Below are 25,046 nucleotides of genomic sequence, written 5' to 3'. Positions count from 1 at the left end.
TCACGCCCATGCGCCTCGTGTGAGAAAGGTATTGTCATGCTGTACTGGTTGACCGCCCTGTCGGATGGCGGGGATTTCTGGAACCTCTTCCGGTATATCACCTTCCGCGCAGGCGGTGCCTTCATGACGGCACTGATCTTTGGGTTCATCTTCGGAAAACCGCTGATCAACGTGCTGCGCAGAAAGCAGGGCAAGGGCCAGCCGATCCGCAATGATGGCCCCGAGGGGCATTTTTCCAAGGCAGGCACGCCAACAATGGGCGGGTTGCTGATTGTCGGGGCACTTGTGACCTCGACCCTTGTCTGGGCGCGTCTGGACAACCCTTATGTCTGGATGGTGCTTTTCGTGACCCTGTCTTATGCGGCCATCGGATTCGCGGATGACTACGCGAAGGTCTCAAAACAGAACACGCAGGGGGTTTCAGGCAGGATGCGCCTCGCATTGGGCGTGATTATTGCCGTGCTGGCATCGCTTTGGGCGACGTTGCACCACCCCGAAGCGTTGCAGAACCAACTGGCTGTACCCGTATTCAAGGACACGCTGGTCAATCTGGGCATCTTCTATATTCCGTTCTCGATTGTCGTGATCGTGGGGGCCGCCAACGCGGTAAACCTGACCGACGGTCTTGACGGCCTGGCCATCATGCCAGCCATGATCGCCGCCTCGACGCTGGGCGTGATCGCCTATGCCGTGGGCCGCGTCGACTTTACCGAATATCTCGATGTGCATTACGTGCCCGGCACGGGTGAGATCTTTATCTTCACCTCAGCGCTTTTTGGCGCGGGTCTCGGATTCCTGTGGTACAACGCCCCCCCGGCGGCGGTCTTCATGGGCGACACCGGATCGCTGGCGCTGGGCGGCGCGCTGGGCGCCATTGCCGTGGCCACCAAGCACGAGCTTGTTCTGGCCGTTGTTGGCGGCCTGTTCGTGGTTGAGGCGCTGAGCGTGATCATTCAGGTCCTCTACTTCAAACGCACCGGCAAACGGGTCTTCCTGATGGCCCCGATCCATCACCATTATGAGAAAAAGGGCTGGGCCGAGCCGACAATTGTCATCCGCTTCTGGATCATCTCGCTGATCCTGGCGATGATCGGTCTGGCAACGCTGAAGGTGCGGTAAGGCTCCCGCCAGGTTCGGTGGGCCTGCGGCCCTACTGCCACCTGTTGGGCCCGGCTCGCGCCGCTGCGCAAGCCTGACACGCCCCTTGTCATTGTGATTTTCTTCAGTGCAGTGTGGCCTCCAAATCCAAATCAAAGAAGGTGGGTAGAATGATCCCGGTCAAAGGCTTTTCAGGGCAAAAAGTTGCGGTTCTGGGATTGGGCCGGTCCGGTCTGGCAACGGCACGCGCCTTGCGCGCAGGCGGGGCGGAACCGGTCTGCTGGGATGACAACCCCACAGCCCGCGCCAACGCCGAGGGCGAAGGGTTCTCCTGTGCCGACCTGCGCAAACAGGGGGCGTTTGACACGATTGCCGCGCTCATCGTTTCACCGGGCATTCCGCATCTTTATCCCGAACCCAACCCCGTGGTTGCCGCAGCTCTGGACGCAGGCGTGCCGGTCGACAATGACATCGGGCTGTTCTTCCGCTCTTTTGCGGGGCCGGAGTGGAACAACTATGACACTCCGCCACGTGTCATCGCGGTCACCGGCTCGAACGGGAAATCCACCACTGCGGCGCTGATCCATCACATCCTGACCGAGGCCGGACGCGAGGCGCAGCTGGCCGGAAATATCGGGCGCGGGGTTCTGGATATCGATCCGGGCGGTGATGGCTCGGTCGTGGTGCTGGAGCTTTCCAGCTATCAGACGGAACTGGCTCGCGCGCTGACCCCGGATGTGGCGGTGTTCACCAATCTCTCGCCAGATCATCTGGACCGCCACGGCGGCATGGGCGGATATTTCGCGGCCAAACGAAGGTTGTTTGCCGAAGGCGGCCCGGACCGCGCAATTGTCGGCATCGACGAAACCGAAGGTGCGTTTCTGGCCGGGCAACTGGCCGAAGGGCCGGCGGATGACCGGGTGATCCGTATCTCGGTAGCGCGAAAGCTGACCGGGCCGGGTTGGCAGGTCTTTGCGCGCAAGGGGTTTTTGTCGGAATACCGCAAGGGGCGGCAGGCCGGGTCCATCGACCTGCGCGCGATCAAGGGCCTTCCCGGTGCCCATAACCACCAGAACGCCTGCGCGGCTTATGCGGCCTGCCGGTCGCTGGGCCTTGCGCCGCGCGTGATCGAAGACGCGCTGCACTCGTTCCCGGGCCTGCCCCACCGCAGCCAGATCATCGCTGAGGCGGGCGGAGTAACCTATGTCAACGACTCCAAGGCGACCAATGTCGACAGCGCCCTGAAGGCGCTGACTGCGTTCAAAAAGATCCGCTGGATCTGTGGCGGGCTTGAGAAAGAAGGCGGTGTCGCAGCCCTGAACGCAGCAGCGGATCAGGTGATCAAAGCCTATGTCATCGGCCGTGAGGCAGCTGGCTTTGCGATGCAGCTGACGTCCGACGCACAGGTTTGTACCACGATGGAGGCGGCAGTGGCGCAAGCCATGGAGGATGCGCAGGCGGGCGAGACCGTTCTGCTGGCCCCGGCCGCGGCAAGTTTCGATCAATATGACAATTTCGAACAGCGTGGCGACGATTTCACAGCGCAGGTGCAAAAACGGCTGTGCTAAGGCCGCACCTGCAACAGACCGCCGGTAGATGTGGACATTTTTCAATCAGATTGACACTTTGTTGGAATTGAGGTTGCGTCACCTTAAGTTCAATAAAGAGGAAGCGGAAAATGTCTGCACGCAAAATTCTCTCCATCCTTCCCGTCGTTGCGCTGGCCGGGGCCTGTGCCAATAGCGGGGCGAATTATGTTCCTATCGTCGACGGGCCTGTGGGCCCGAACTACCAGTCCGATCTGGCCAATTGTCAGGCGCTGGCCCGGTCCCGTCCGACGCTGGACAGCAACACCGCGGGCGCTGCCGCCATCGGCGCGGCCGGTGCTGCGGCAACCACGGCAATTATCGACAACAGCGCCAGCGATCTGGGGCGCGCGGCGGCCGCTGGTGCTCTGGTCGGTGTGGGTGCCAGTGCGATCAGCAACACCCAGAATCAGGAAGTGATCGTGCGCAACTGCATGCGCGGTCGCGGCTACAACGTCGTAGGTTAATTCATGGCGGCAATGGCGACACCTACGGCATGGCCTGATGACCATGCCCATTGAAAGTTGTAGCCGCCCAGCCACCCGGTGACATCCACCGCTTCGCCAATCGCATAGAGGCCAGGGACATCCTTGGCCTCCATCGTTTTCGACGACAGATCATCGGTATCTATTCCGCCCAGTGTGACCTCGGCGGTGCGATACCCTTCGGTTCCCGACGGTACCAGCCGCCAATCTGACAGGGCCGCGACCAGTTCAGACAGTTTCGCGTCCGACTGATCAGCCAGATTGCCGGACATCGGGATGATTTGGCTCAGGTACTCAACCAGCCGGGACGGCAGATGCCGCGCCAGTTCCGTTGTCAGCGCCCTGCGCCCGGCGTTTTGCCGTTGCGCGCGCAGCAGATCGAACAGGGGCAGTTCGGGGATCAGGTTCACGCCGATCTCCTCACCTTCGCGCCAATAAGAGGACAGCTGCAAAACGGACGGCCCGCTGAGGCCGCGATGGGTGAACAACAGCGCTTCGTCAAAACTTGTGCGGTCATTGGACAGCCGCACGGGCAGGGAAACACCGGAAAGGTCCTTGAACCGGTCATCCGAAAAAGTGAACGGCACCAGTGCCGCGCGGGTGTCGGTCACCCGCAAGCCAAACTGTCGGGCAATGTCATAGGCCAGCCCGGTCGCGCCCATCTTGGGGATGGATTTGCCTCCCGTGGCCAGCACCAGATTGGCACAGGTCAGATGCAGGCGCTGCCCCTCACGCTCGACCTCCAGCGCGAATCCGGCGTCCTCCTTGCGCAGATCACGCAGCGCGGTCTGCACCCAAAGCTCGGCGCCGGCGCGGCTCATCTCGTCCAGCAACATCTGGATGATCTGCTTTGAAGAGCCATCACAGAACAACTGCCCCATCGTTTTCTCATGCCATTTGATGCCGTGCCGGTTCACCAGATCGACAAAATCCCACTGCGTAAACCGCGCCAGCGCGGATTTGCAAAAATGCGGGTTCTGCGACAGGAAATTGTCCGGCCCCGCATACATATTGGTGAAATTGCACCGCCCTCCGCCCGAGATGCGGATTTTCTCGCCCGGCGCCTTGGCGTGGTCGATCACCAGCACCCGCCCACCGCAACGGGCCGCACACATCATGCCTGCCGCTCCGGCACCCAATATGATCGTATCGAACCTCATGCACCGCCCTTGGCGTGGATTTTCGGCGATGACAAGGGTGAAACCCGGCGCATCGTGCCTGAGGCAAAGGATTTAGTTGTCAGGTGAATGATTCCCGGAAAATCGGGGCCTGCGGGCGGTGACACCCTTGCACGGGGGCCGGTTTGGGCTGGTTGTCGGGATTTTGCGCGCGCGTCGCGGGGCGGGGCTGGAAGGGTGCAGATCGCAGAAAGCCACGCCCGGGTCCGGTCAAAATGCGGCACCGTTCAGGTTGTGCAAGGCACCTGATCCCACCACAAGTGGGGCCACCGAACAGGGTGGTGGCAGGCATGTCTGGCAGAAACGGTGAAGGCATTACAACGTTCGGATACTTTTTGGAGAATCGATTTCCGGTGTCAGTTAGCCGCAACTGTCTCGGGCCATCCGCTTGGTTCAAGAGTATCGGGCCGGTTCAATACCAAGTGCTTGACCGGGATCAGCCCTCGCGCACTCCTAACGGGAAGTCTTGCCGCATCAGCCCGTCTTGCCCGCCAAGCACCAAGCGCCACAGGTGCCGGGTAAATTGGCCAAATTACACCGAAAAATATGTTCAAAAATAAAAAATATGTCGACGGAAGTTCACTAAAACAATACAATAACCCTTATTATTTTGAACTTAACGCATTTTAGAAACCAAATCTCATCAGCGGGCCGATTAATGCCTCGTGATTTCCATTCAGGCCCGAGGCCCGTCCCGCGCAATGCAGCGCCATTCACACCCGTCGGCTGCATTTGCAATCGCAACACGCCTTTGATGCGTGCCAGCCTGCCTGTTTTCGGGGTGGCACATTTCAACAAGTTAAAGAGTTCCGAGACACGATCATGGGTATTAATCTGAATTTGAACAATCAAAGCGACCTCCCCAAGGCGCGGCTCAGGGCGATCCTGTTCCTTGATGCATGTGATTACTCTGCCGCCGTCCGCGAGGACGAGCTTGAAACGCTGGCCAGAATCCGCCGCGATCTGAACTGCGTCAGCGATCTGGTTAACAGCTTTCGGGGTCGGGTGACCGGCCTGACCGGTGACGGACTGTGCGCCGTCTTTCCAAGTGCGCGTGCCGCCGTCGAAACTGCGCTGGGGGTGCAGGATGTCCTGACCCATGCCCCCGACCGGTACGCCAAGGGGTATCGAATTGGGATACATCTTGGCGACACGTTCGAGGTTGACCAGCAGATCATCGGTGACGCCGTGAATACGGCAGCTCGGATCGAAAGCGTCGGCTCATCCGGCGAGGTTCTGGTCTCAAGCGTTGTGCGCAATGCGCTGCGCGGGCGGCAGGATTTCCTGTTCAACTCGATCGGGCGGCCCAATCTCAAGAATATCGGTGCCACGCTCGAGCTGTTCAAAGTGGCCCGCGCAACCATCGACGTCCCCTATGAGAAGGACGGAAAAGCACAGCCGGTTCCCGTTCCCACCAAACCAACGGCCTTCCGGTCCGAGCAGATGTCGTTCTCCATACCGCGCCCGAATTTCGTGATAGGTCTGTTGTCTCCGGATGTCGGTGGCAGTTCCGAAACCGCGACATTCGTGTCCAACATCGTCGCGGAACAGCTGTCCAAATCCCTTACCGAAACCGAGGCGCTCGAGGTTCAGGATTACCGGGTGCCGCAGGTCGCGCTTCCAAAGGAACCACTGTCGGCTGGACCTGATCTTTTCCTTCAGTGTCGCGCTTCGACCTGTGGCAGCATGTTGCAAGTGTCCGCCACCGCAATGCGGTCGGAAGACAGAAAAGTGATCTGGAGCCAGAATGTGGTGGCCGATCAGGGTGACTTTCTGGGGCAAAACTGCTCGGGTCTGACATCGTTCATCAGCTATGCCACCGACGCTTTGCTGACGGCTTTGCTGAACGGGCGTCACATGCGCGACCCGGCCTCCCATCACGCGGCGAAAACCGCCGTTGCCGCCGTGCATCACCTGTTGACCATGACCGGGCCGGGGCTGGACCAGCTCGAGGCGGATATTCTGGCGGCTTACGAGCTTGATCCCAAGCCGGTCTACCTTGCGTGGCTGGCCTATGTCACGACCTTCAAGGTCGGCGAACGGTACGGAACCTGGGATGCTACACTTGAAGCGCAGGCGCGAGATCTGGCCCGCCGCGCGGTCGAGGCTGACCCGGACAACGGCACTGTTCTGGGCCTTGTCGCCCACGTGCATTCCTACGTGTTCCGAGAGTTTTCGGTGGCGCAGGATCTGGTCGACCGCGCGCTCGAGCTCAGCCCTTATCGGGCGATGAGTTGGGATTCCGCCGCCATGCTCTATTGCTACACGGATCGTCCGACGCTGGCGGTTGAAGCCGCGCAGAAGGCACGGCTTATCGGACGGCACAGCCCGTACCGGCACCTGTTTGACGGGGCAGGATGCGTCGCCGCGCTGGTCAATGGCGAGTTCGAGAAATCCATCAGGTTCGGCGAATCCGTGATGGAGGTTCAACCGCAGTTCAAAACCGTCATGCGCTATCTGGCTGCGGCTTACGGGCACGCAGGTGACCGGCAGCGAGGCGAGTTCGCCTTGCAGCGGTTGACTAATTTGGAACCGGACATGTCGCTGGCCTGCATCCAGCAAGACCGGTTCCCGGTGCCAACACGGTTCAGCGCGCAACTGATGGAAAGCGGCCTGTCCAGGATCGGATTGCCGCAACACGCTTAAAGTAGGGGTAAAAGTAGGGGGTTTACTTATGTCTTACGTTTCCACGCTCAACGACTTTGGCATGATGGTCCGACGTGGTGAGCTGATCTCGTGCAAAGTGGTGAAACTGATGAACCTTGCCGGAACCGGTGGTCTCGGCTCCTCATTGGGGGCGAACCAATCTGAGCTGAACAATTTCATTTTCGATGCCCAGAGAGAGAGTTACCTGCAATACAGTAAAGCGATCAACGCGCTGGACCCAGAGGTGTTGGACGATGAAACGCTGCGCAAACTCAGTGATTTCATGCAGGACGAGCGGTTCATTGATCCGCTCAAGGCTGACGCAGGTGTAATGGATTCGATAGACGATGAGATCGGGAAACGCTCTGCCCTCGGCGCGGCCTCAATCGCGATGAGCGCATCTTCGGCATTCGCACTGAACCGGAACCGCAACAGAAACCGCAATCGGAACAGAAACCGGAACCGAAACAGAAATCGCAATCGTAACCGGAACCGCAGCGATTTTGACGTCGGCGGCAGCGATGCTTCCTTCGGCTGGCGCGAGATGCGCGATCTGTGCCGGATCGGAATGCTGCCCGCATCCGGCCTGCTGGGCAAAATCTGGGAAAACATCGATCTTCTACCGCCGCCGGGCCCTGACGAAAGCATGAAGGAAACCGAATACCTGCTGATCCTGCAAGGGCGGCTCAAGTGGTCAAATCAGGCGACGCGGCGCGAGGAAATCGTGACGCAGGCAGGCTTTGGCATTGATGACTATCTCAGCCCGCTGGGCATTGACGAGCAGGGCGGCTTTGATGCGACCCGCGCGCTAATGACGATCCTGCTGGAACTGACGAATGAGATTGGCCTGACCTACAAGAACCGCTTCAGCCGACCCAGACCCAATATCATCCAGCCGCTGATCCGGCCCTTTATCCCGGTGCCTTTTCATGCGGCTTACCCCTCGAACCACTCCTACCAATCCTTCGCGATTGCCGAACTGTTCTCGCGGCTGATCCCTGAACATCCGGGCACTGTCGCTTTGTTCCACCGCGCCCAGCGGATTGCTGAAAACCGCGAATGGGCTGGTCTGCACTACCCAAGCGACACAGCCGCCGGGCGAAGTCTGGCCAGAAAAACCGTGGCTTACCTGACCGAGGTTCTGGACGAACTGATGGACGAAGCACAAGACGAATGGCTGGGTTAAGGATCAACGCGAGGTGACGAAATGACCGCAGGAAACGAAGACTACGCACGATATTACTATCTCTGGCACCTGGTCGCGATCAAAGCCTTGACCGTCAAGGCGCCCCCGCCCGCTGACGGAGAGACCTGCCCGGAAATCGACAGCGCGATCTGGGATTTCACAGGCCCTGCTCTGGCCGAGGCGAAGATCGCCCTGATCGACATGGGCGTGGCCCCGCATCACCCAAACCTGAAAGCGCCGGACACCGGACCGGTTCCGGCGGACAGGGTCATTCGGGACGAAGCCCTTGATCTGGCCAGCCATCCGTTCGGTGTCAAATACATCGACCGGTCGGCCGTTAGTGCAGGGGCAGAACATATCGAAGAACATGTGCAACATCTGTCGGGCATTCAGAACCCCTTGGGCATTCCGGGCCTGACGTCGCAGGAACAGCGGGTGATTGCCGGGCTGAGATCGGGGTTTGGTGTCAAGCGTTACATCGATGCTTATGATGATCGCTATGCCGGGCACGGCACAAGCTGTGCCGGGCTGGCCTGCGGAACCAGCTTTGCAGCGGATCAATTCGGCAATACCGGCAATATCGCGGCGTATTACGGGGTTGATCCCAAAAGCAGGGTTATTCCGATCACGACGTCGATCTCACCCAGCCCGGAAGAGTTGATTGCGGCGTTTCTTTATGCTCATGAAAAGGATGTTCATGTCATCCTGTTTCCGCGCGACATAGCGAACCCGGACCATTGGCCCGGGTATGATGACCGTCCTGCCACTGTTACCGAACCGTTCTATCCGGGTCTGGACAGGCACGAAAAGACGCGCCTGCACGAGACGATGCGCGATGAACCCGACGGTGACGCGCGCGATATTTCAGTGGCGTGGTCGGCGCTCCACAAGGTCGTCGAATGGGTCAGCACGAAAATTCCGGTGGTCTGCGCGGCTGGCAATGACGGTCGAAGTGAATTGATTTACCCGGCCAGCCTGTCCGGTGATCCAGCCAACGGGATCATTTCCGTGGGGGCCGTGAACTATAATGGCTACCGGTCCGGGTATTCGAACTATTCTGCTGATCTGACCGTGTCCGCCCCCTCGGATGACGGTGAGATTTACAACCGCTATCAAATACGTCTGGACCGGGACGCGGCCTCGGCCACTGATTTCCATCTGGAGGATCGGGCCGCTCTTCCCAAACATCACCTCAAACGCGATGGCAGTGGTGACGCGATCCCGATTGTCGATTTCGCACCTCAACGGTTGGTGACGTTGGACGTGCCGGGCCCCCGGGGTTATGTCGAAGGCAGCCTTGCCGCGGCTGTCGAAATCCGAAAAAAGGCCGTGGACGATCCTGCCGGTCTGTATACCGAATTCGGCGGCACTTCGGGGGCTTCGGCCCTCGTTGCCGGGGCAATCGCGATGATGCAACGAAAGTCGCCCAGTGTTCTCAATGGGGTGCAGATCAAAGCCATCTTCAAGAACCTCGAAACATCTGCAACGCGATTCAACAACGCCCACTGGTATTGGTCCTCGGCCGCAGGAACTCTGCAAGCTGATGCGATCAACGGTTACACGCCTCCCCCCAGGGCCGAACTGTTCGGTGTGGCGGGGCTGCTGGATGTGCCGCTGCTGCTGACCAAAGTCTGACAGCCCGCCGCCTCCCGCCTGGTGGCCGTCGCAACACGGTTGACAGGCGGTCTGAGTCTGCGGCGCGGGTCTTGCGCGGGAAATCCCGATTTGCCCGCGAACAGGCTGGCCTGATCGCCAAATTGCATGTAGACTCGTAGCCAGACCCCGAAAACGGGGCGTTAACGAGGCAGAGAGTGGCGGTATCTCATGACTGAGATGGTGTATGGCGCGGTCCAGGACCAGCGCGGAGAACCGATTCTACCGAAGTGGTGGCGTACTATCGATCGCTGGACGATGTCCTGCGTTCTGATCCTGTTTACCATCGGGCTGTTGCTGGGGCTGGCCTCTTCGCCGCCACTGGCCGGTCGCAACGGGTTCGACCCCTTCCATTATGTCGAGCGTCAGGCCTTGTTCGGCGGATTGGCGCTGATCGCGATGCTGCTGACTTCGATGATGTCTCCAACCTTGGTGCGGCGTCTGGCCGTTCTGGGTTTTCTGGGGGCCTTCGTCGCTCTGGTCTTCCTGCCGGTGTTTGGAACGGATTTCGGCAAGGGTGCGGTGCGTTGGTATTCGCTGGGCTTTGCCTCGCTGCAACCGTCCGAGTTTCTGAAACCCGGCTTTGTCGTCGTGGCCGCTTGGCTGCTGGCGGCCTCACAGGAAATCAATGGCCCTCCGGGGCGGTTGTGGTCCTTTGCGCTCTGCATGGCCATCGTGGCCATGCTGGTGATGCAACCCGATTTCGGTCAGGCCTGCCTGATCCTGTTCGGCTGGGGCGTCATGTATTTCGTAGCCGGGGCCCCGATGCTGCTGTTGCTGGGCATGGCCGGTGTTGTCGTTCTGGGCGGGATGTTGGCCTATTCGAATTCTGAACACTTTGCCCGCCGCATCGACGGCTTTCTAAATCAAGAGGTCGATCCCACAACCCAGCTGGGCTATGCCACCAACGCCATCCGCGAAGGCGGGTTGTTCGGCGTCGGCGTGGGGGAGGGGCAGGTGAAATGGTCGCTGCCCGATGCCCATACCGATTTCATCATCGCCGTCGCGGCCGAGGAATACGGCCTGATCCTCGTCATGATCATCATTGCGCTTTATGCGCTGATCGTCGTGCGCTCGCTGCTGCGGCTGATGCGCGAACGCGACATGTTCATTCGTCTGGCCGGTACCGGTCTGGCCTGCATGTTTGGCGTTCAGGCGATGATCAACATGGGTGTTGCGGTACGTCTGCTGCCCGCCAAGGGCATGACTTTGCCGTTCGTCAGCTATGGCGGCTCGTCCCTGATTGCTGGCGGTATTGCCGTTGGCATGCTGCTGGCCTTCACCCGAAACCGTCCACAGGGCGAACTAGGCGATATTCTGCGCGGACGAGGATAATGGGGAACCCTTACCTGTTGATTGCGGCTGGCGGCACCGGGGGCCATATGTTCCCCGCTCAGGCGCTGGCCGAGGCGATGCTGCACAAGGGCTGGCGTGTGCGCTTGTCCACCGACCCGCGCGGTGCGCGCTATACCGGTGGCTTTCCCCGTTCGACCGAAATTGTCGAGGCATCCTCGGCCACCTTCGCTCGTGGCGGTCTGGCGGCAAAGGCGATGGTTGGCCCGATTATCGCTGGTGGTGTCACCAGCATGATCTTCCAGATGATGCGCGACAAACCGGGTGTTGTCGTGGGCTTTGGCGGTTATCCGTCGATCCCGGCGCTGGGCGCCGCGACCCTGCTGAAAATACCGCGAATGATCCATGAACAGAACGGGGTTCTGGGCCGCGTGAACCAGTTGTTCGCAACCCGCGTTGCACAGGTGGCCTGCGGCGTCTGGCCGACGGATCTGCCCGAAGGCGCGCATGGCATCCACACTGGCAACCCGGTACGTGCCGCGGTTCTAGACCGCGCCGCCGCCGGGTATATCCCGCCGGGAGATTACCCGATGTCGGTTCTGGTGATGGGCGGCTCGCAGGGTGCGCGCATCCTCAGCGATATGGTGCCCGGAGCGATTGCCGCGCTGCCCGAGGACCTTCGCGCGCATATCCGTGTCTCGCATCAGGCGCGGGATGAAGATGGTGAACGGGTCAGCGCATTCTACCAAGATCATGGTATCCGCGCGGACGTTCAGCCCTTCTTCGATGACATTCCCCGCCGCATGTCGGATGCGCAGCTTGTGATCTCGCGCTCGGGCGCGTCCAGCGTGGCCGATATCTCGGTCATCGGTCGTCCTTCGATCCTGATCCCGTTTGCTGCTGCCGCCGGGGATCATCAGACCGCCAACGCGCGCGGGCTGGTGCAGGCCGGCGGGGCCATCATGATCCCGGAAAATGCGCTTGACGTTCCCACGCTGACACAGCAAATCACCACGGTTCTTACGAACCCCGAAGCCGCACAGAAAATGGCCCATGGCGCTCTGTCGGTCGGGGCGCCCGATGCCACCCAGCGTCTGGTCGCTCTGGTCGAGCAGCTGGCGCAGAAGGAGACCACATGAACCCAGCAACCAAACTGCCGCAGGACGTAGGGCCGATCCACTTCGTGGGCATCGGCGGGATTGGCATGTCGGGTATCGCCGAGGTGCTGCTCAATCTGGGGTATCAGGTGCAGGGCTCGGACCTGAAGGCCTCGAAGATCACCGACCGGCTTGCCAGTTTGGGGGCCGAGATTTTCGTCGGCCAGCGCGCCGAAAACCTTGAAAACGCGGCCGTCGTGGTTGTCTCGACCGCGATTAAACCGGGCAACCCGGAGCTGGACCAAGCCCGCGCCCGAGGGCTGCCGGTTGTCCGCCGCGCCGACATGCTGGCCGAACTGATGCGCCTGCGCTCGAACATTGCCATTGCCGGAACACACGGCAAGACCACCACGACGACCATGATGGCCGAACTGATGGTGGCAGGCGATTTCGATCCGACCGTGATCAATGGCGGCATCATCCACGCCTATGGATCGAACGCGCGGATGGGGCAGGGCGAATGGATGGTGGTCGAAGCCGACGAGAGCGATGGCTCGTTCAACCGCCTGCCCGCAACCATTGCCATTGTCACCAATATCGACCCCGAGCATATGGAACATTGGGGTGATTTCGACAGGCTGCGCGACGGCTTTTACGAATTCGTCTCGAACCTGCCATTCTACGGTCTGGCCGTCTGCTGCACCGATCATGCCGAGGTTCAGGCCCTTGTCGGCCGCATCACCGACCGCCGTGTGCGAACCTATGGGTTCAACGCGCAGGCGGATGTGCGGGCTGTGAACCTGACCTACAAAGGCGGCGTGGCGCATTTCGACATCCATCTGCAATACGAAGACAAGATGATCGAAGGCTGCACCCTGCCGATGCCCGGCGATCACAACGTCTCAAACGCGCTGTCCGCCGCTGCCGTCGCCCGTCATCTGGGCATGAAAGCTGCGGAAATCCGCGACGCGCTGGCCAATTTCGGCGGCGTCAACCGTCGCTTTACAAAGGTCGGAGAAATCGATGGCGTCACCATCATCGACGATTACGGCCACCACCCCGTCGAAATCGCAGCCGTTCTCAAGGCCGCCCGTCAGGCGACCGAAGGTCGCGTGATCGCCGTGCATCAGCCGCACCGCTATTCGCGCCTGTCCAACCTGTTTGACGATTTCTGCACCTGCTTCAACGACGCCGATGTCGTGGCCATTGCCGAGGTTTTTGCCGCTGGCGAAGACCCGATCGAAGGCGCGTCACGCGACGATCTGGTGCAGGGCCTGATCCGTCACGGCCACCGCCACGCCCGTGCGCTGCTGGATGAAGACGACCTTGAACGCCTCGTGCGCGAACAGGCCCGTCCCGGCGATATGGTCGTCTGCCTCGGTGCTGGTACGATCAGCGCCTGGGCCAATGGCCTGCCCGAGAGATTGCAAAGAAAACAAGCTGTTTGACGCGTCATTTGTTTGTCGCACAACTTAAAAGTGTGATACTCTGACCGCAACAGTCGCGTGTCCTCGGAGGGGCGAATGGACTATTCGATGATCTTTGCAGCGCTATGGGTGATCTGCGCCACCATCGTGGCAATGTTGCCGATGCGGCTGCAATTCCCGCCGGGGTTTGTCCTGTTGGTCTGCGCGCCAGTGCTGGTCGTATGGCTTGGATATGTCCACGGCTGGTTCTGGTCGGTCGCGGCATTTGCCGGGTTCGTGTCGATGTTTCGCAACCCCATCCGGTATTACTGGCGCAAATGGACAGGGCGCGAGGTCGCAGAATGACGTGGTCTATCGCTCTGGCAGCCCTGTGGGGCATTGCCGCCAACGTCCTTGCGCTGATCCCCAGCACCGACAACCACTGGACGCGCGCCTATATCCTGATCATCGTGGGCATTCCCATCGTCGGCTATGTCACCTATGAAAATGGCCCCTGGATCGGGCTGCTGGTGCTGGCAATGGGCATGTCCGTGCTGCGCTGGCCGGTGATTTATCTGACCCGTTGGACAAAGGTGAAAATGCAGGGCATGAAGGCGGCCAAAGAATAACCGGCCAACTTCAGGAGGTCTGTCATGGCGACAATCGCCACATTTGCCTATCTGCCGCTTGTTTCCTTCGTTCTGGGTGCCGCTGCCGGGTTTACAGCGGGCCGCTGGCTTGGCCTGCGCAGCCTATTGTGGCTGATCGGGCTGACATCCGCGGTTGGTCTGGGGCTGATCGTCGTGCTGGCCGGTGTCGGAACGGGTGAAGAGGACAAAGCGTTCGGCCCGCTGGTCTGGTTGACTGCCGGTGTTCTTCCCTTCCTTTTTGCCGCAATCATGGGCGGGGTCGGTGGGCGCAGCCTGGCGGTGCGCGCGACTACATGACACGGTTTTCCGCTATACTTCCCGACGTCCGGGGCCGCCTGTCCAAAGCGCGCAACCTGTCTGACCTCACATGGCTCCGCGTCGGTGGGCCAGCGGATTACCTGTTTCAACCTGCCGATATCGAAGACTTGCAGGCCTTCCTGCGCGATCTGCCGGATGTTGTGCCGGTTTTTCCGATGGGGGTCGGCTCGAACCTCATCGTGCGCGATGGCGGCATGCGGGCCGTTGTGATCCGGCTGGGGCGCGGGTTCAACGCCATCTCGGTTGAGGGCAACACCGTCACCGCGGGCGCGGCGGCGCTGGACGCGCATGTTGCGCGCAAGGCGGCGGATGCGGGTGTGGACCTGACCTTTCTGCGCACCATCCCCGGCTCGATCGGGGGCGCGGTGCGGATGAATGCGGGCTGTTATGGCAGCTACACGGCGGATGTGCTGCGCAAGGCCACCATTGTCACCCGGCAGGGCGACCTGCGGGACCTGACGCCCGAGGATCTGAACTTTCGCTATCGTCAGTCCGACCTGCCCGAAGGTGCCGTTCTGATTTCGGCCACGTTCGAAGGCCCGTCCGGCGATCCCGATGACCTTCACGCCCGAATGGAAGCGCAACTGAAAAAGCGTGACGAAACCCAGCCCACCAAGGACCGCAGCGCCGGATCGACCTTCCGCAACCCGGCCGGTTTTTCCTCGACCGGGCAGGCTGATGACGTGCATGACCTCAAGGCGTGGAAAGTGATCGACGATGCCGGAATGCGCGGCGCGACACGCGGCGGGGCACAGATGAGCCCGAAACACTCGAACTTCCTGATCAATACCGGCACCGCCACCGCTGATGACCTCGAAGGTCTGGGCGAAGAGGTGCGAAAAAAGGTTTACGAAACAAGCGGCATCACGCTAGAGTGGGAAATCATGCGGGTCGGTGATCCGCTAAAAGAATAAAGCCCCGACCGTCAGACCAAAACAGGCAAATTCAGGCGACGGATCAAAGGCATAAACGCAGTACGGACCACCACATAAGGTCCGGGGACATTGAGGCGCACGTTGGGTATGTCGAGCAGGACAAACCCCAAAGTGGCGGTATTGATGGGTGGCCCCTCGGCGGAACGCGAGGTGTCTCTCAGCTCTGGGCGCGAATGCGCGGCCGCCCTTGTGGGAGAAGGTATTGAAGTGGTCGAACTGGACGCTGGTCCCGACCTCTATGCGCGCCTGTTGGATATTCAGCCGGATGTGGTTTTCAACGCCTTGCATGGCCGCTGGGGCGAAGATGGCTGCGTGCAGGGGATGCTGGAATGGATGCGGATTCCCTATACCCATTCGGGCGTTCTGGCCTCGGCCCTTGCCATGGACAAGCAACGCAGCAAGGACGTCTATCAGGCCGAGGGTCTGCCCGTTGTCCCCAGCGTGATCGTTCCACGGGCCGCGGTGACCCGCGCCCACGTGATGGAACCGCCCTATGTGGCCAAACCCAATAACGAAGGGTCCAGCGTCGGCATCTACATCGTCCACGAAAACGCCAATGGCCCGCCGCAGCTGTCCGAAGACATGCCCGACCAGATCATGGTCGAGAAATACGTGGCCGGGCGCGAGTTGACCGTGACCGTGATGGGCGACCGCGCCCTGACCGTGACCGAGATCATGACCGATGGCGGCTGGTACGACTACGACGCCAAGTACAAACCCGGCGGATCATGGCACGTGGTCCCCGCCGATATCCCGCAGGACATCTTTGATCGCTGCATGGATTATGCCCTGCGCGCGCATGATGCTTTGGGCTGCAAGGGCGTCAGCCGCACCGATTTTCGCTGGGATGACAGCGCGGGTGCTGATGGGCTGTTTCTGCTGGAAACCAACACCCAGCCGGGCATGACACCCACTTCGCTGGCCCCGGAACAAGCCGCGCATCTGGGCATGACATTTGGTCAGCTCTGCGCCTGGATGGTTAAGGACGCCTCATGCAACCGTTAATCGCCAGCCGCTCTCTGGAAATCCATCGCACCAAACCCCTTGCCGGGCCGGATGCCGATTTTGCCTCGGCCGATACGGAACCGCATGACACCCAGCCTATTCTGCGTCTGCGCGGGGCGCGGGTGTTTTCCCGCACCGCACGCCGCAGTGATCCGGCCCCGTCGCGCCTCAGCTATCGTCTTCAGCGCTGGATGCTGACACCGGGCATCCGTCTGGGCGTCAAGCTTGGCCTGCCGATCTGTGCCATTGCCGCGGCAGTTGGCGTCTATTTTGCCTCTCAGGACCGGCGCGAGGCGCTTGGCACCTATATCGCCGATATTCGCACCTCGATTCAGGAACGCCCCGAGTTCATGGTTAACCTGATGGCCATAGACGGGGCAGGCACCAGCCTGTCCGATGATATCCGCGAGGTCGTGCCTCTGGATTTCCCGATCAGTTCATGGGATCTGGACGTCGAACAGATGCGCGACACGATCACCGGGCTTGATCCGGTGAAATCGGCAACCGTACGCATCCGCCCCGGCGGCATCCTTCAGGTCAATGTGGTCGAGCGTCAGCCCGTGATTGTCTGGCGGACGCATGACGGCCTCGAACTGCTCGACGAGACCGGCGCGCATGTCAAGGAAACCACCTCTCGCAAAGACCATGCCGACCTGCCGCTGATCGCGGGCGCGGGTGCGGGTGCCCATGTGGCGCAGGCGCTCGAGATTTTTCAGACCGCCCGCAGCCTGGGCAACCGTGTGCGCGGGCTGGTGCGCGTGGGTGAACGACGCTGGGATCTGGTCCTCGACCGTGGCCAGCGCATCATGCTGCCGACCGAGCGCCCGGTGCGCGCGCTGGAACGCGTGCTTGCGGTGAACGAAGTGCAGGACCTTCTGGAACGCGACGTGGCCGTGGTCGACATGCGCCTTGGCCAGCGTCCCACCATCCGAATGACCAAAGCCGCCAGCGAAGACTGGTGGAATACTAAAGTGACAATGAGTAACGGGCAGTAACGAGCATGATGACCGATCTTTATCAGTCCCAACGTGCCATGCGTCAGATGCGGCGCCAGGCATTGCAACGCGGTGTGATCGCGATTCTGGATGTGGGCAGTTCCAAGATTGCCTGCCTCGTTCTGCGTTTTGACGGATCGGGTCGGCTGAGTGAAGATAACACCATCGGCTCAATGGCGGGGCAGACGGGGTTTCGGGTGATCGGCGCCGCAACGACACGTTCGCGCGGCGTACAGTTTGGCGAAGTCACCGCCATGCAGGAAACCGAACGCGCCATCCGCACCGCCCTGCAAGCGGCGCAGAAGATGGCCGATATCCGTGTCGATCACGTCATCGCCTGTTTCTCGGGGGCCAACCCGCGCTCTTACGGGCTGGACGCGCAGGTCGATCTGGATGGCCAACTGGTGTCCGAGGCCGAAGTGGGCCGTGTTCTGAACGCCTGCGACGTGCCGGATTACGGCGACGGGCGCGAGGTGCTGCACGCACAGCCGGTCAATTTTGCGCTCGACAACCGTTCGGGCCTGATCGACCCGCGCGGGCAGATGGGCCAAAGCCTTGCGGTCGATATGCACATGCTGACCGTCGATGCGATGGCGATCCAGAACATCGTGCGCTGTATCAAACGCTGCGATCTGGAACTCGCCGGGATTGCAAACTCCGCTTATGTCTCGGGTATTTCGGCGCTGGTCGAGGATGAGCAGGAACTGGGCGCGGCCTGTATCGACATGGGCGGCGGCACCACCAGCGTTTCGATCTTCATGAAGAAACACATGATCTATGCCGATTGCGTGCGTATGGGCGGCGATCACGTGACCGCCGATATCTCGATGGGGCTGGGCGTGCCCGCGGCAGTGGCGGAACGGATCAAGACGTTCAATGGCGGCGTTCATGCGACCGGCGCTGATGACCGTGACATGATCGATATCGGTGGCGATACCGGTGACTGGGAACACGACCGCCGCACCGTCAGCCGGGCCGAGTTGATCGGCATCATGCGCCCGCGCGTCGAGGAAATCCTTGAAGAGGTCCGCGTGCGTCTGGATGCGGCCGGGTTTGAACACATGCCAAGCCAGCAGATCGTTCTGACCGGTGGCGGCAGTCAGATCATGGGGCTGGACGGTCTGGCGACCCGCATCCTTGGTCAACGCGTGCGTCTGGGTCGCCCGCTGCGGGTGCATGGCCTGCCGCAATCGGCGACAGGTCCGGCGTTCTCGTCCTCCGTGGGGCTCAGCCTGTTTGCGGCGCACCCACAGGACGAATGGTGGGATTTCGAAATCCCGGTCGACACCTACGCCGCGCGCCCGTTCAAGCGGGCCGTCCGGTGGTTCCGTGACAATTGGTAGCCCCCTGTACCGGGCCGCTTTGTATGCGGCCCTGTTGCCGGGGTGGGTTTCGGCCCAGACCATCATCACGCCCGAGGCATTTCTGGATGCCGCCGTCGGCAAAACGCTCACCTTCCATGAGATTCGCAGCAACGATCTGGTCGGGACCGAGCAATTTCTGAACCGTCACATCTCGGTCTGGCGGCAAGAGGGGCAGGGCTGTGTCTATGGGCAGATCACCACGCCAAACGGTCAGATCTGCTTTCTCTATGACAACGATCCGGATGGTATTCCCGTCTGCTGGTGGCCCTTCCTGCACGAAGGCCGTCTGATGGTGCGTCTGGCCTCGTTTGCAGATGGCGAAATCCAGGAGGTGCGCAGCATCACCGAAACCAGCCTCAACTGTCCAAGTGCTCCGCTCAGTTGAAAAATCCGGTTGCAGCGCGTCGATTTATCCCTCAAGATATCCACAAGGCCCGGCAGAGGCCTCGCGGCAGGACCTGAGCAGTTTTCCGCAGTGTAAATGATGGTCGACGAAAGCGTGACGAACGGCTGAGTCCTCGCGCCGGGACCGTCTGCCTTGTGATGGTCGCCGCTGTTTCCGCTATATCTGGCAGTACCTGCGAAATGCCGCCGGTTTCTGCCTTATTTCCTCCATATTTTGTGGTGAATCGCGATTTTTGACGTGACCTTTTCGCATCAGCCCGCTAGAATCGAGCAAGGATAGGTAAGAAAAACACCGCTTTGGCGGAGCATAAATACAGGCGGACAGAGCATGACATTGAATCTTTCGATGCCCGGGCAAGACGAACTGAAGCCTCGGATTACAGTATTTGGCGTTGGCGGTGCGGGCGGTAACGCTGTCAACAACATGATTGAAAAACAGCTGGACGGCGTCGATTTTGTCGTAGCCAACACCGACGCGCAGGCGCTGCAGCAAAGCCAGTCCTCGGCGCGGGTGCAACTGGGTGTGAAGGTCACCGAAGGTCTGGGGGCGGGGGCCCGTCCGGCCGTGGGTGCCGCAGCTGCCGAAGAAAGCATCGAACAGATCGTCGATCATCTGGCAGGCGCGCATATGTGCTTTATCACCGCGGGCATGGGCGGCGGCACCGGCACCGGCGCTGCTCCGATCATCGCGCAGGCCGCGCGTGAGCTGGGTGTGCTGACGGTGGGTGTCGTAACCAAGCCCTTCCAGTTCGAAGGTGCCAAGCGGATGCGTCAGGCCGAAGACGGCGTTGAGGCGCTGCAACGGGTCGTCGACACGCTGATCATCATTCCGAACCAGAACCTGTTCCGCCTCGCCAATGAAAAGACCACCTTTACCGAGGCGTTCTCGATGGCCGACGATGTCCTGTATCAGGGTGTCAAAGGCGTAACCGACCTGATGGTGCGTCCGGGCCTGATCAACCTCGACTTTGCGGATGTGCGCGCCGTAATGGACGAGATGGGCAAAGCCATGATGGGCACCGGCGAGGCAACAGGCGAAGACCGCGCCATCCAGGCGGCGGAAAAAGCCATTGCAAACCCGCTGCTGGACGAAATCAGCCTCAAGGGCGCCAAAGGCGTTCTGATCAACATCACCGGTTCGCACGACCTGACCCTGTTCGAGCTGGACGAAGCCGCCAACCGCATCCGCGAGGAAGTGGACCCCGAGGCGAACATCATCGTCGGCTCGACGCTGGATACTGCCATGGAAGGCGGTATGCGCGTGTCGGTTGTTGCAACCGGCATCGACGCCACCGAAAAAACGGCTGATGTCCCGGTCGCGCGCCGCTCGATGTCCGAGCCGCTGACCCGCACCGTTTCGGCCGAAGAATATGGTCGCGAAGAAGCACCCGCAGCCGCCGAAATGGCAGAGCCCGCGCCGCAGATGGAAGAAAACCGCGAACCTTCGCTGTTTGAAGCCGCGGAAGAGCCCGCCCAGCCGCAGTTCCAGCCGCTTGACGAGCGGGATGAGGATGACCTGCCGCCCCCGGCCTATCAGCCGCGCGTCGCAGAGTTCGAGCCGCAGCCCGAGCAGGTCGAACCGGCGCCCGAGGCATTTGTTGCCCCACGCGCGCCTGTCGCAGGCACCCCGTCGCCCGAAGCGCTCCAGCGTTTGCAGGCAGCGGTTCAGAAGGTTCCCTCGGCAGCTCAGCGCGCCGCAGCACCCCGCCCACACGCGGCGGTTTCGCATCACGAACCCGAAGAACGCTCGCGGTTTGGCTTCAATCGGCTGATCGACCGGATGACCGGGCACGCCTCTGACACACCGGCTCAACCGCCGCGTCAGCAGCCCGTTCTGCGCCAGTCCGAGGCCACGGCACCGATTCACGATGAGACCGACCCGGATCAGGATCGTATCGAAATTCCTGCCTTCCTGCGCCGTCAGGCCAACTGATCGCGGTAACAAAATCCACTCATGGGGTCGCCATTTGGCGGCCCTAATTCTTTTTAAAACAGTGGCTTACGAACGTGTAAGCAGGGTTTTGCCGATCTGTTACATACATGTTTCATTCGGTTACAAAGAGTGAGTTGAGCCTTGACGCGGCCTTCCTTAACTCAGTGTTCAACACAGCCCGAGAAGGCTGGACACCACTCGCCGAGGCCCATTTTGCAACATACGCTCAAATCTCCGGTCACGTTTAAAGGCGTCGGGCTGCACAGCGGCAAGCCTGCGACCATGGTCCTGAAACCGGCGGCAGTTGGTCATGGCATCTGGTTCAAACGGACGGATATCCATCTGGGCGATGCGATGATCCCGGCGATCTATCACGTGGTCGAACGGACCCCGCTTTGCACCCGTCTGGTCAATGACGCCGGGGTGTCGGTATCCACGATCGAACATATCATGGCTGCTTTGGCCGGGTGCGGCGTTCACAACGCGCTGATTGAAATCGACGGCCCCGAAGTTCCGATCATGGACGGGTCTTCGATCGATTTCGTACGCGGTATCATGGCCCGAGGCGTGCGTCGTCAGGCCAGCCCGGTGCTGGCCTATGAGGTGCTGAAGACCGTCACCGCATCGCGGGAAGGCGCCAGCGCAAGCATCGCGCCCGCGGATGGGCTGATCATCGACTTTCACATCGATTTCGAAGACAGCGCAATCGGCAGCCAGACCAAGACGCTGGATATGCGCAACGGGTCGTTCGCGCGCGAACTCAGCGATTGCCGCACCTTCTGCCGCCGCATTGATGTCGAAGCCATGCGCGAAAACGGGCTGGCCCTTGGCGGTACCCTGAATAACGCCGTGGTCGTGCAGGGCAACGAGGTGCTGACCCCCGGTGGGTTCCGCCGCGCCGACGAAGCCGTGCGCCACAAGATGCTGGATGCTCTGGGTGATCTCTATCTGGCAGGCGGGCCGATTCTGGGCCATTTCACGGGCGACAAGTCGGGTCATTCGCTGACCAACACATTGCTGCGCAATCTGTTTGAAACACCCGGCGCGGTGCGTCCGGTTCTGTGCACGCCGGAACAGGCCGCACGCCTGCCGGGGCAGGGCCTGATCGTAAACGAAATTCCCCAAGTCGCCTGATCAGATCAACTCTGACGACATTTGCGCCAGATGTTGCATAAGGCGTTTTGCACCGGAATTTTCTGTGCTAGACCATGGCTCAATTCGGGGCGAACCCCCTTAAGTAAGACGACAAGGATGGGCGGTATGGTTGGCAGCAAAGCGGCAGTCAGATTCGCAGGCGCGGTTCTTCTGGCAGCAGTTTTGACGGCATGTGGAAACGCAAGCGGCCTTTTTGGCAACAAGGGCGCGGACCGGGATCAGAATCTGGAAGGGTTCACACCGGAACAGATCTACACCCGTGGCGAATACGAACTGTCGCAGAATCGCTCGGATGACGCGGCCTGGTATTTCTCCGAGGTCGAGCGTCTGTATCCCTATTCCGACTGGGCCAAGCGTGCGCTGATCATGCAGGCGTTCTCGTTCCATTCCGACAAGAACTACGAAGAAAGCCGGGCTGCGGCCCAGCGGTATATCGACTTCTATCCAACGGACGAAGATGCGGCCTATGCCCAGTATCTGCTGGCGCTCAGCTATTATGACCAGATTGACGAGGTCGGGCGCGATCAGGGGCTGACCTTCCAGGCGCTGCAATCGCTGCGCACCGTGATTGAGGTTTATCCCGACAGCGAATATGCCACCTCGGCAGTGCTCAAATTCGATCTGGCCTTTGACCATCTGGCCGGCAAAGAGATGGAGATCGGGCGATACTACCTGCGTCAGGATCACTTTGTCGCCGCCATCAACCGCTTCCGCGTCGTGGTCGAGGATTTCCAGACCACATCCCACACCGCCGAAGCGCTTTATCGTCTGGTCGAGGCTTATCTGTCCCTCGGCCTGCTGGATGAGGCGCAAACCGCAGGTGCCATCCTTGGCTACAACTACCAATCCTCGGAATGGTATGACGATGCCTACAAGCTGCTGACCTCACGCGGGCTCCAGCTCAAGAGCCGTGGCAACAACTGGCTCAGCACGATCTATCGCCAGACCATCAAGGGTGAGTGGTTGTAATCGCCATGGCATTAGGCTTGGGACGCTGAAGACCCGATGCTGCGCGCCCTTGATATCCGCGACATGCTGATCATCGACCGGCTGGAACTCAGTTTTCAGCCGGGCCTGAATGCGTTGACCGGCGAAACCGGCGCGGGCAAGTCGATCCTTCTGGATTCTCTGGGCTTTGTTCTGGGTTGGCGCGGGCGGGCCGAACTGGTGCGGCAGGGTGCGGCGCAGGGCGAGGTTGTGGCAGAGTTTGAACTATCCCCCGATCATCCCGCACATGCGATATTGGCCGAAGCGGGCCTGCCGGGCGGGGATGAACTGATCCTGCGACGGATCAACACCGCCGAGGGGCGCAAGACCGCCTGGGTCAATGACCGCCGCTGCTCGGGCGATGTGCTGCGGGCGCTGTCGGAAACCCTGATCGAACTGCACGGCCAGCACGATGACCGGGGGCTGCTGAACCCGCGCGGTCACCGGGCCATGCTGGACGATTTCGCCGGGGTCTCGGACCGGCTGACATCCGTTCGTGCGGCCTGGACCGATATGTCACGCGCCCGCAAGGCTCTGGCCGGGACCGAGGCCGCGCTGGCCGCTGTCCGAAGTGAGGAAGATTTCCTGCGCCACGCGGTTTCCGAACTGGATCAGCTTGATCCTCAGCCCGGTGAGGATGCCGAACTAGATGCCCGCCGCCGCATGATGCAGGGGGCCGAGCGTATTCGCGATGATGTCGCCCGCGCCTACGCCCTGCTGTCGGGGGACGGTGCCGAAGGTGCGATGTCCGACGCCATCCGCTGGCTGGAAGGTGTGTCCGGCAACGCGGGTGGTCAGCTGGACGAACCGATTGCCGCGCTGGGGCGCGCGATGATTGAACTGGGCGAGGCGCAGGATGGCGTGAACGCCTGCCTTCAGACGCTGGACTTCGACCCGTCGGAACTGGAACAGGCCGAAGAACGCCTGTTTGCCATCCGCGCACTGGCTCGCAAACACGACGTGGCCCCGGATGATCTGGGCGCGTTTGCCGACACTCTGCGCACCCGCCTCAACCAGTTGGAAGCAGGCGATGCCGACCTGGCAGACAGGCGTGCCGCCGTAGACGCCGCGCAGAAGGCTTATGATAATGCCGCCGCCGACCTCAGCGCGGCCCGCGCGACGGCTGCCGGTCGGCTGGATGCCGCCGTCATGGCGGAACTGGCCCCGCTCAAGATGGAACGCGCGGTGTTTCGGACCGAACTCAGCCCAGCCGAACCCGGCCCCGAAGGGACGGACGCGGTGGCCTTTACCGTGGCCACCAACCCCGGCGCGCCTGCCGGGCCGCTGAACAAGATCGCGTCAGGGGGTGAACTCAGCCGCTTCCTGCTGGCGCTCAAAGTGTGCCTGTCGGGCGATGACAGCGCCCGCACGATGATCTTTGACGAGATTGACCGCGGCGTCGGCGGGGCCACTGCCGACGCGGTCGGGCGCAGGCTCGCGTCATTGGCGCAGGGCGGGCAGGTGCTGGTTGTCACCCATTCTCCGCAAGTCGCCGCCCGTGCGGCGCATCACTGGCGGGTGCAGAAACAGGTCACGGACGGGCAAACCCTGTCCACCGTCATCCCTCTGGCCCAACCCGACCGGGTGGACGAGATTGCGCGCATGGTGGCGGGCGACACCATCACGGACGAGGCCCGCGCCGCCGCCCGGGCCCTGCTGCAGGCCTGATGC

General features: G+C 61.1%; 22 protein-coding genes. 21 read left to right on the top strand and 1 reads right to left on the bottom strand.

Annotated features, from left to right (window positions below; all coding sequences use genetic code 11):
* Positions 1–36: 36 nt before the first annotated feature.
* The 3 genes from mraY (at position 37) to I9188_RS06185 (ending at position 3,151) form a co-directional block, all read left to right on the top strand.
* Complete coding sequence (gene mraY, locus I9188_RS06195; RefSeq protein WP_209504531.1) at positions 37–1,119, top strand: phospho-N-acetylmuramoyl-pentapeptide-transferase; 1,083 nt, start codon at positions 37–39, stop codon at positions 1,117–1,119.
* A gap of 149 nt (positions 1,120–1,268) precedes the next feature.
* Positions 1,269–2,666 carry a UDP-N-acetylmuramoyl-L-alanine--D-glutamate ligase gene (murD, locus tag I9188_RS06190; protein WP_209504530.1) on the top strand — a complete coding sequence of 466 codons (1,398 nt, stop codon included), beginning with the start codon at positions 1,269–1,271 and terminating at the stop codon, positions 2,664–2,666.
* A gap of 110 nt (positions 2,667–2,776) precedes the next feature.
* Positions 2,777–3,151 carry a glycine zipper family protein gene (locus tag I9188_RS06185; RefSeq protein WP_209504529.1) on the top strand — a complete coding sequence of 125 codons (375 nt, stop codon included), beginning with the start codon at positions 2,777–2,779 and terminating at the stop codon, positions 3,149–3,151.
* Here the strand turns inward: I9188_RS06185 and I9188_RS06180 are convergent.
* Positions 3,148–4,329 (bottom strand): NAD(P)/FAD-dependent oxidoreductase, encoded by a 1,182-nt coding sequence (locus I9188_RS06180; protein WP_209504528.1) that lies wholly within the window; start codon positions 4,327–4,329, stop codon positions 3,148–3,150. The genes I9188_RS06185 and I9188_RS06180 overlap by 4 nt on opposite strands.
* Before the next feature lie 840 nt (positions 4,330–5,169).
* Here I9188_RS06180 and I9188_RS06175 point away from each other — a divergent pair.
* The 18 genes from I9188_RS06175 (at position 5,170) to recN (ending at position 25,043) form a co-directional block, all read left to right on the top strand.
* Positions 5,170–6,993 carry an adenylate/guanylate cyclase domain-containing protein gene (locus I9188_RS06175; RefSeq protein ID WP_209504527.1) on the top strand — a complete coding sequence of 608 codons (1,824 nt, stop codon included), beginning with the start codon at positions 5,170–5,172 and terminating at the stop codon, positions 6,991–6,993.
* A 28-nt stretch (positions 6,994–7,021) separates the two neighbouring features.
* Positions 7,022–8,179, top strand: a complete 1,158-nt coding sequence (locus I9188_RS06170; protein ID WP_209504526.1) for a phosphatase PAP2 family protein — start codon at positions 7,022–7,024, stop codon at positions 8,177–8,179.
* Between the two features lie 21 nt (positions 8,180–8,200).
* A complete protein-coding gene (locus I9188_RS06165; RefSeq protein ID WP_209504525.1) occupies positions 8,201–9,814 on the top strand; it encodes a S8 family serine peptidase in 1,614 nt (537 codons plus the stop codon).
* A 189-nt stretch (positions 9,815–10,003) separates the two neighbouring features.
* Positions 10,004–11,167, top strand: coding sequence for a putative lipid II flippase FtsW (gene ftsW / locus I9188_RS06160; RefSeq protein WP_209504524.1), 1,164 nt, complete (start codon positions 10,004–10,006; stop codon positions 11,165–11,167).
* Complete coding sequence (locus tag I9188_RS06155) at positions 11,167–12,264, top strand: UDP-N-acetylglucosamine--N-acetylmuramyl-(pentapeptide) pyrophosphoryl-undecaprenol N-acetylglucosamine transferase (RefSeq protein ID WP_209504523.1); 1,098 nt, start codon at positions 11,167–11,169, stop codon at positions 12,262–12,264. Before ftsW ends, I9188_RS06155 begins: the two co-directional genes overlap by 1 nt.
* A complete protein-coding gene (gene murC, locus I9188_RS06150; protein WP_209504522.1) occupies positions 12,261–13,670 on the top strand; it encodes a UDP-N-acetylmuramate--L-alanine ligase in 1,410 nt (469 codons plus the stop codon). Before I9188_RS06155 ends, murC begins: the two co-directional genes overlap by 4 nt.
* A 75-nt stretch (positions 13,671–13,745) precedes the next feature.
* Entirely contained in the window at positions 13,746–13,994 is a 249-nt protein-coding gene (locus I9188_RS06145; protein ID WP_209504521.1) for a DUF2484 family protein, read from the top strand.
* Positions 13,991–14,257, top strand: coding sequence for a DUF2484 family protein (locus I9188_RS06140; RefSeq protein WP_209504520.1), 267 nt, complete (start codon positions 13,991–13,993; stop codon positions 14,255–14,257). Before I9188_RS06145 ends, I9188_RS06140 begins: the two co-directional genes overlap by 4 nt.
* Before the next feature lie 24 nt (positions 14,258–14,281).
* Positions 14,282–14,575 (top strand): hypothetical protein, encoded by a 294-nt coding sequence (locus tag I9188_RS06135; protein ID WP_209504519.1) that lies wholly within the window; start codon positions 14,282–14,284, stop codon positions 14,573–14,575.
* On the top strand, positions 14,572–15,510 hold the full coding sequence (murB, locus tag I9188_RS06130) for a UDP-N-acetylmuramate dehydrogenase (protein WP_209504518.1): 939 nt from the start codon (positions 14,572–14,574) through the stop codon (positions 15,508–15,510). The genes I9188_RS06135 and murB overlap by 4 nt, the downstream gene beginning before the upstream one ends.
* A gap of 102 nt (positions 15,511–15,612) precedes the next feature.
* Positions 15,613–16,536, top strand: a complete 924-nt coding sequence (locus I9188_RS06125) for a D-alanine--D-alanine ligase (protein ID WP_209504923.1) — start codon at positions 15,613–15,615, stop codon at positions 16,534–16,536.
* The gene (locus tag I9188_RS06120; protein WP_209504517.1) at positions 16,524–17,531 is read left to right on the top strand and encodes a cell division protein FtsQ/DivIB; all 1,008 of its coding nucleotides are present in this window, start codon (positions 16,524–16,526) and stop codon (positions 17,529–17,531) included. The genes I9188_RS06125 and I9188_RS06120 overlap by 13 nt, the downstream gene beginning before the upstream one ends.
* An 8-nt stretch (positions 17,532–17,539) precedes the next feature.
* Complete coding sequence (gene ftsA, locus I9188_RS06115) at positions 17,540–18,874, top strand: cell division protein FtsA (RefSeq protein WP_209504922.1); 1,335 nt, start codon at positions 17,540–17,542, stop codon at positions 18,872–18,874.
* Complete coding sequence (locus tag I9188_RS06110) at positions 18,861–19,280, top strand: hypothetical protein (protein ID WP_209504516.1); 420 nt, start codon at positions 18,861–18,863, stop codon at positions 19,278–19,280. Before ftsA ends, I9188_RS06110 begins: the two co-directional genes overlap by 14 nt.
* Before the next feature lie 348 nt (positions 19,281–19,628).
* The gene (ftsZ, locus tag I9188_RS06105; protein ID WP_209504515.1) at positions 19,629–21,233 is read left to right on the top strand and encodes a cell division protein FtsZ; all 1,605 of its coding nucleotides are present in this window, start codon (positions 19,629–19,631) and stop codon (positions 21,231–21,233) included.
* Positions 21,234–21,446: 213 nt separating this feature from the next.
* Complete coding sequence (lpxC, locus tag I9188_RS06100) at positions 21,447–22,367, top strand: UDP-3-O-acyl-N-acetylglucosamine deacetylase (RefSeq protein ID WP_209504514.1); 921 nt, start codon at positions 21,447–21,449, stop codon at positions 22,365–22,367.
* A gap of 126 nt (positions 22,368–22,493) precedes the next feature.
* Positions 22,494–23,357, top strand: coding sequence for an outer membrane protein assembly factor BamD (locus tag I9188_RS06095; RefSeq protein ID WP_209504513.1), 864 nt, complete (start codon positions 22,494–22,496; stop codon positions 23,355–23,357).
* Positions 23,358–23,393: 36 nt separating this feature from the next.
* Positions 23,394–25,043: a DNA repair protein RecN gene (gene recN, locus I9188_RS06090; protein WP_209504512.1), complete on the top strand. Its 1,650-nt coding sequence runs from the start codon at positions 23,394–23,396 to the stop codon at positions 25,041–25,043.
* Positions 25,044–25,046 lie beyond the last annotated feature (3 nt).

The organism is Ruegeria sp. HKCCSA071 (assembly GCF_017872555.1).
Taxonomy (GTDB): Bacteria; Pseudomonadota; Alphaproteobacteria; order Rhodobacterales; family Rhodobacteraceae; genus Ruegeria.
This window is presented reverse-complemented; position numbering and strand designations above follow the sequence as displayed.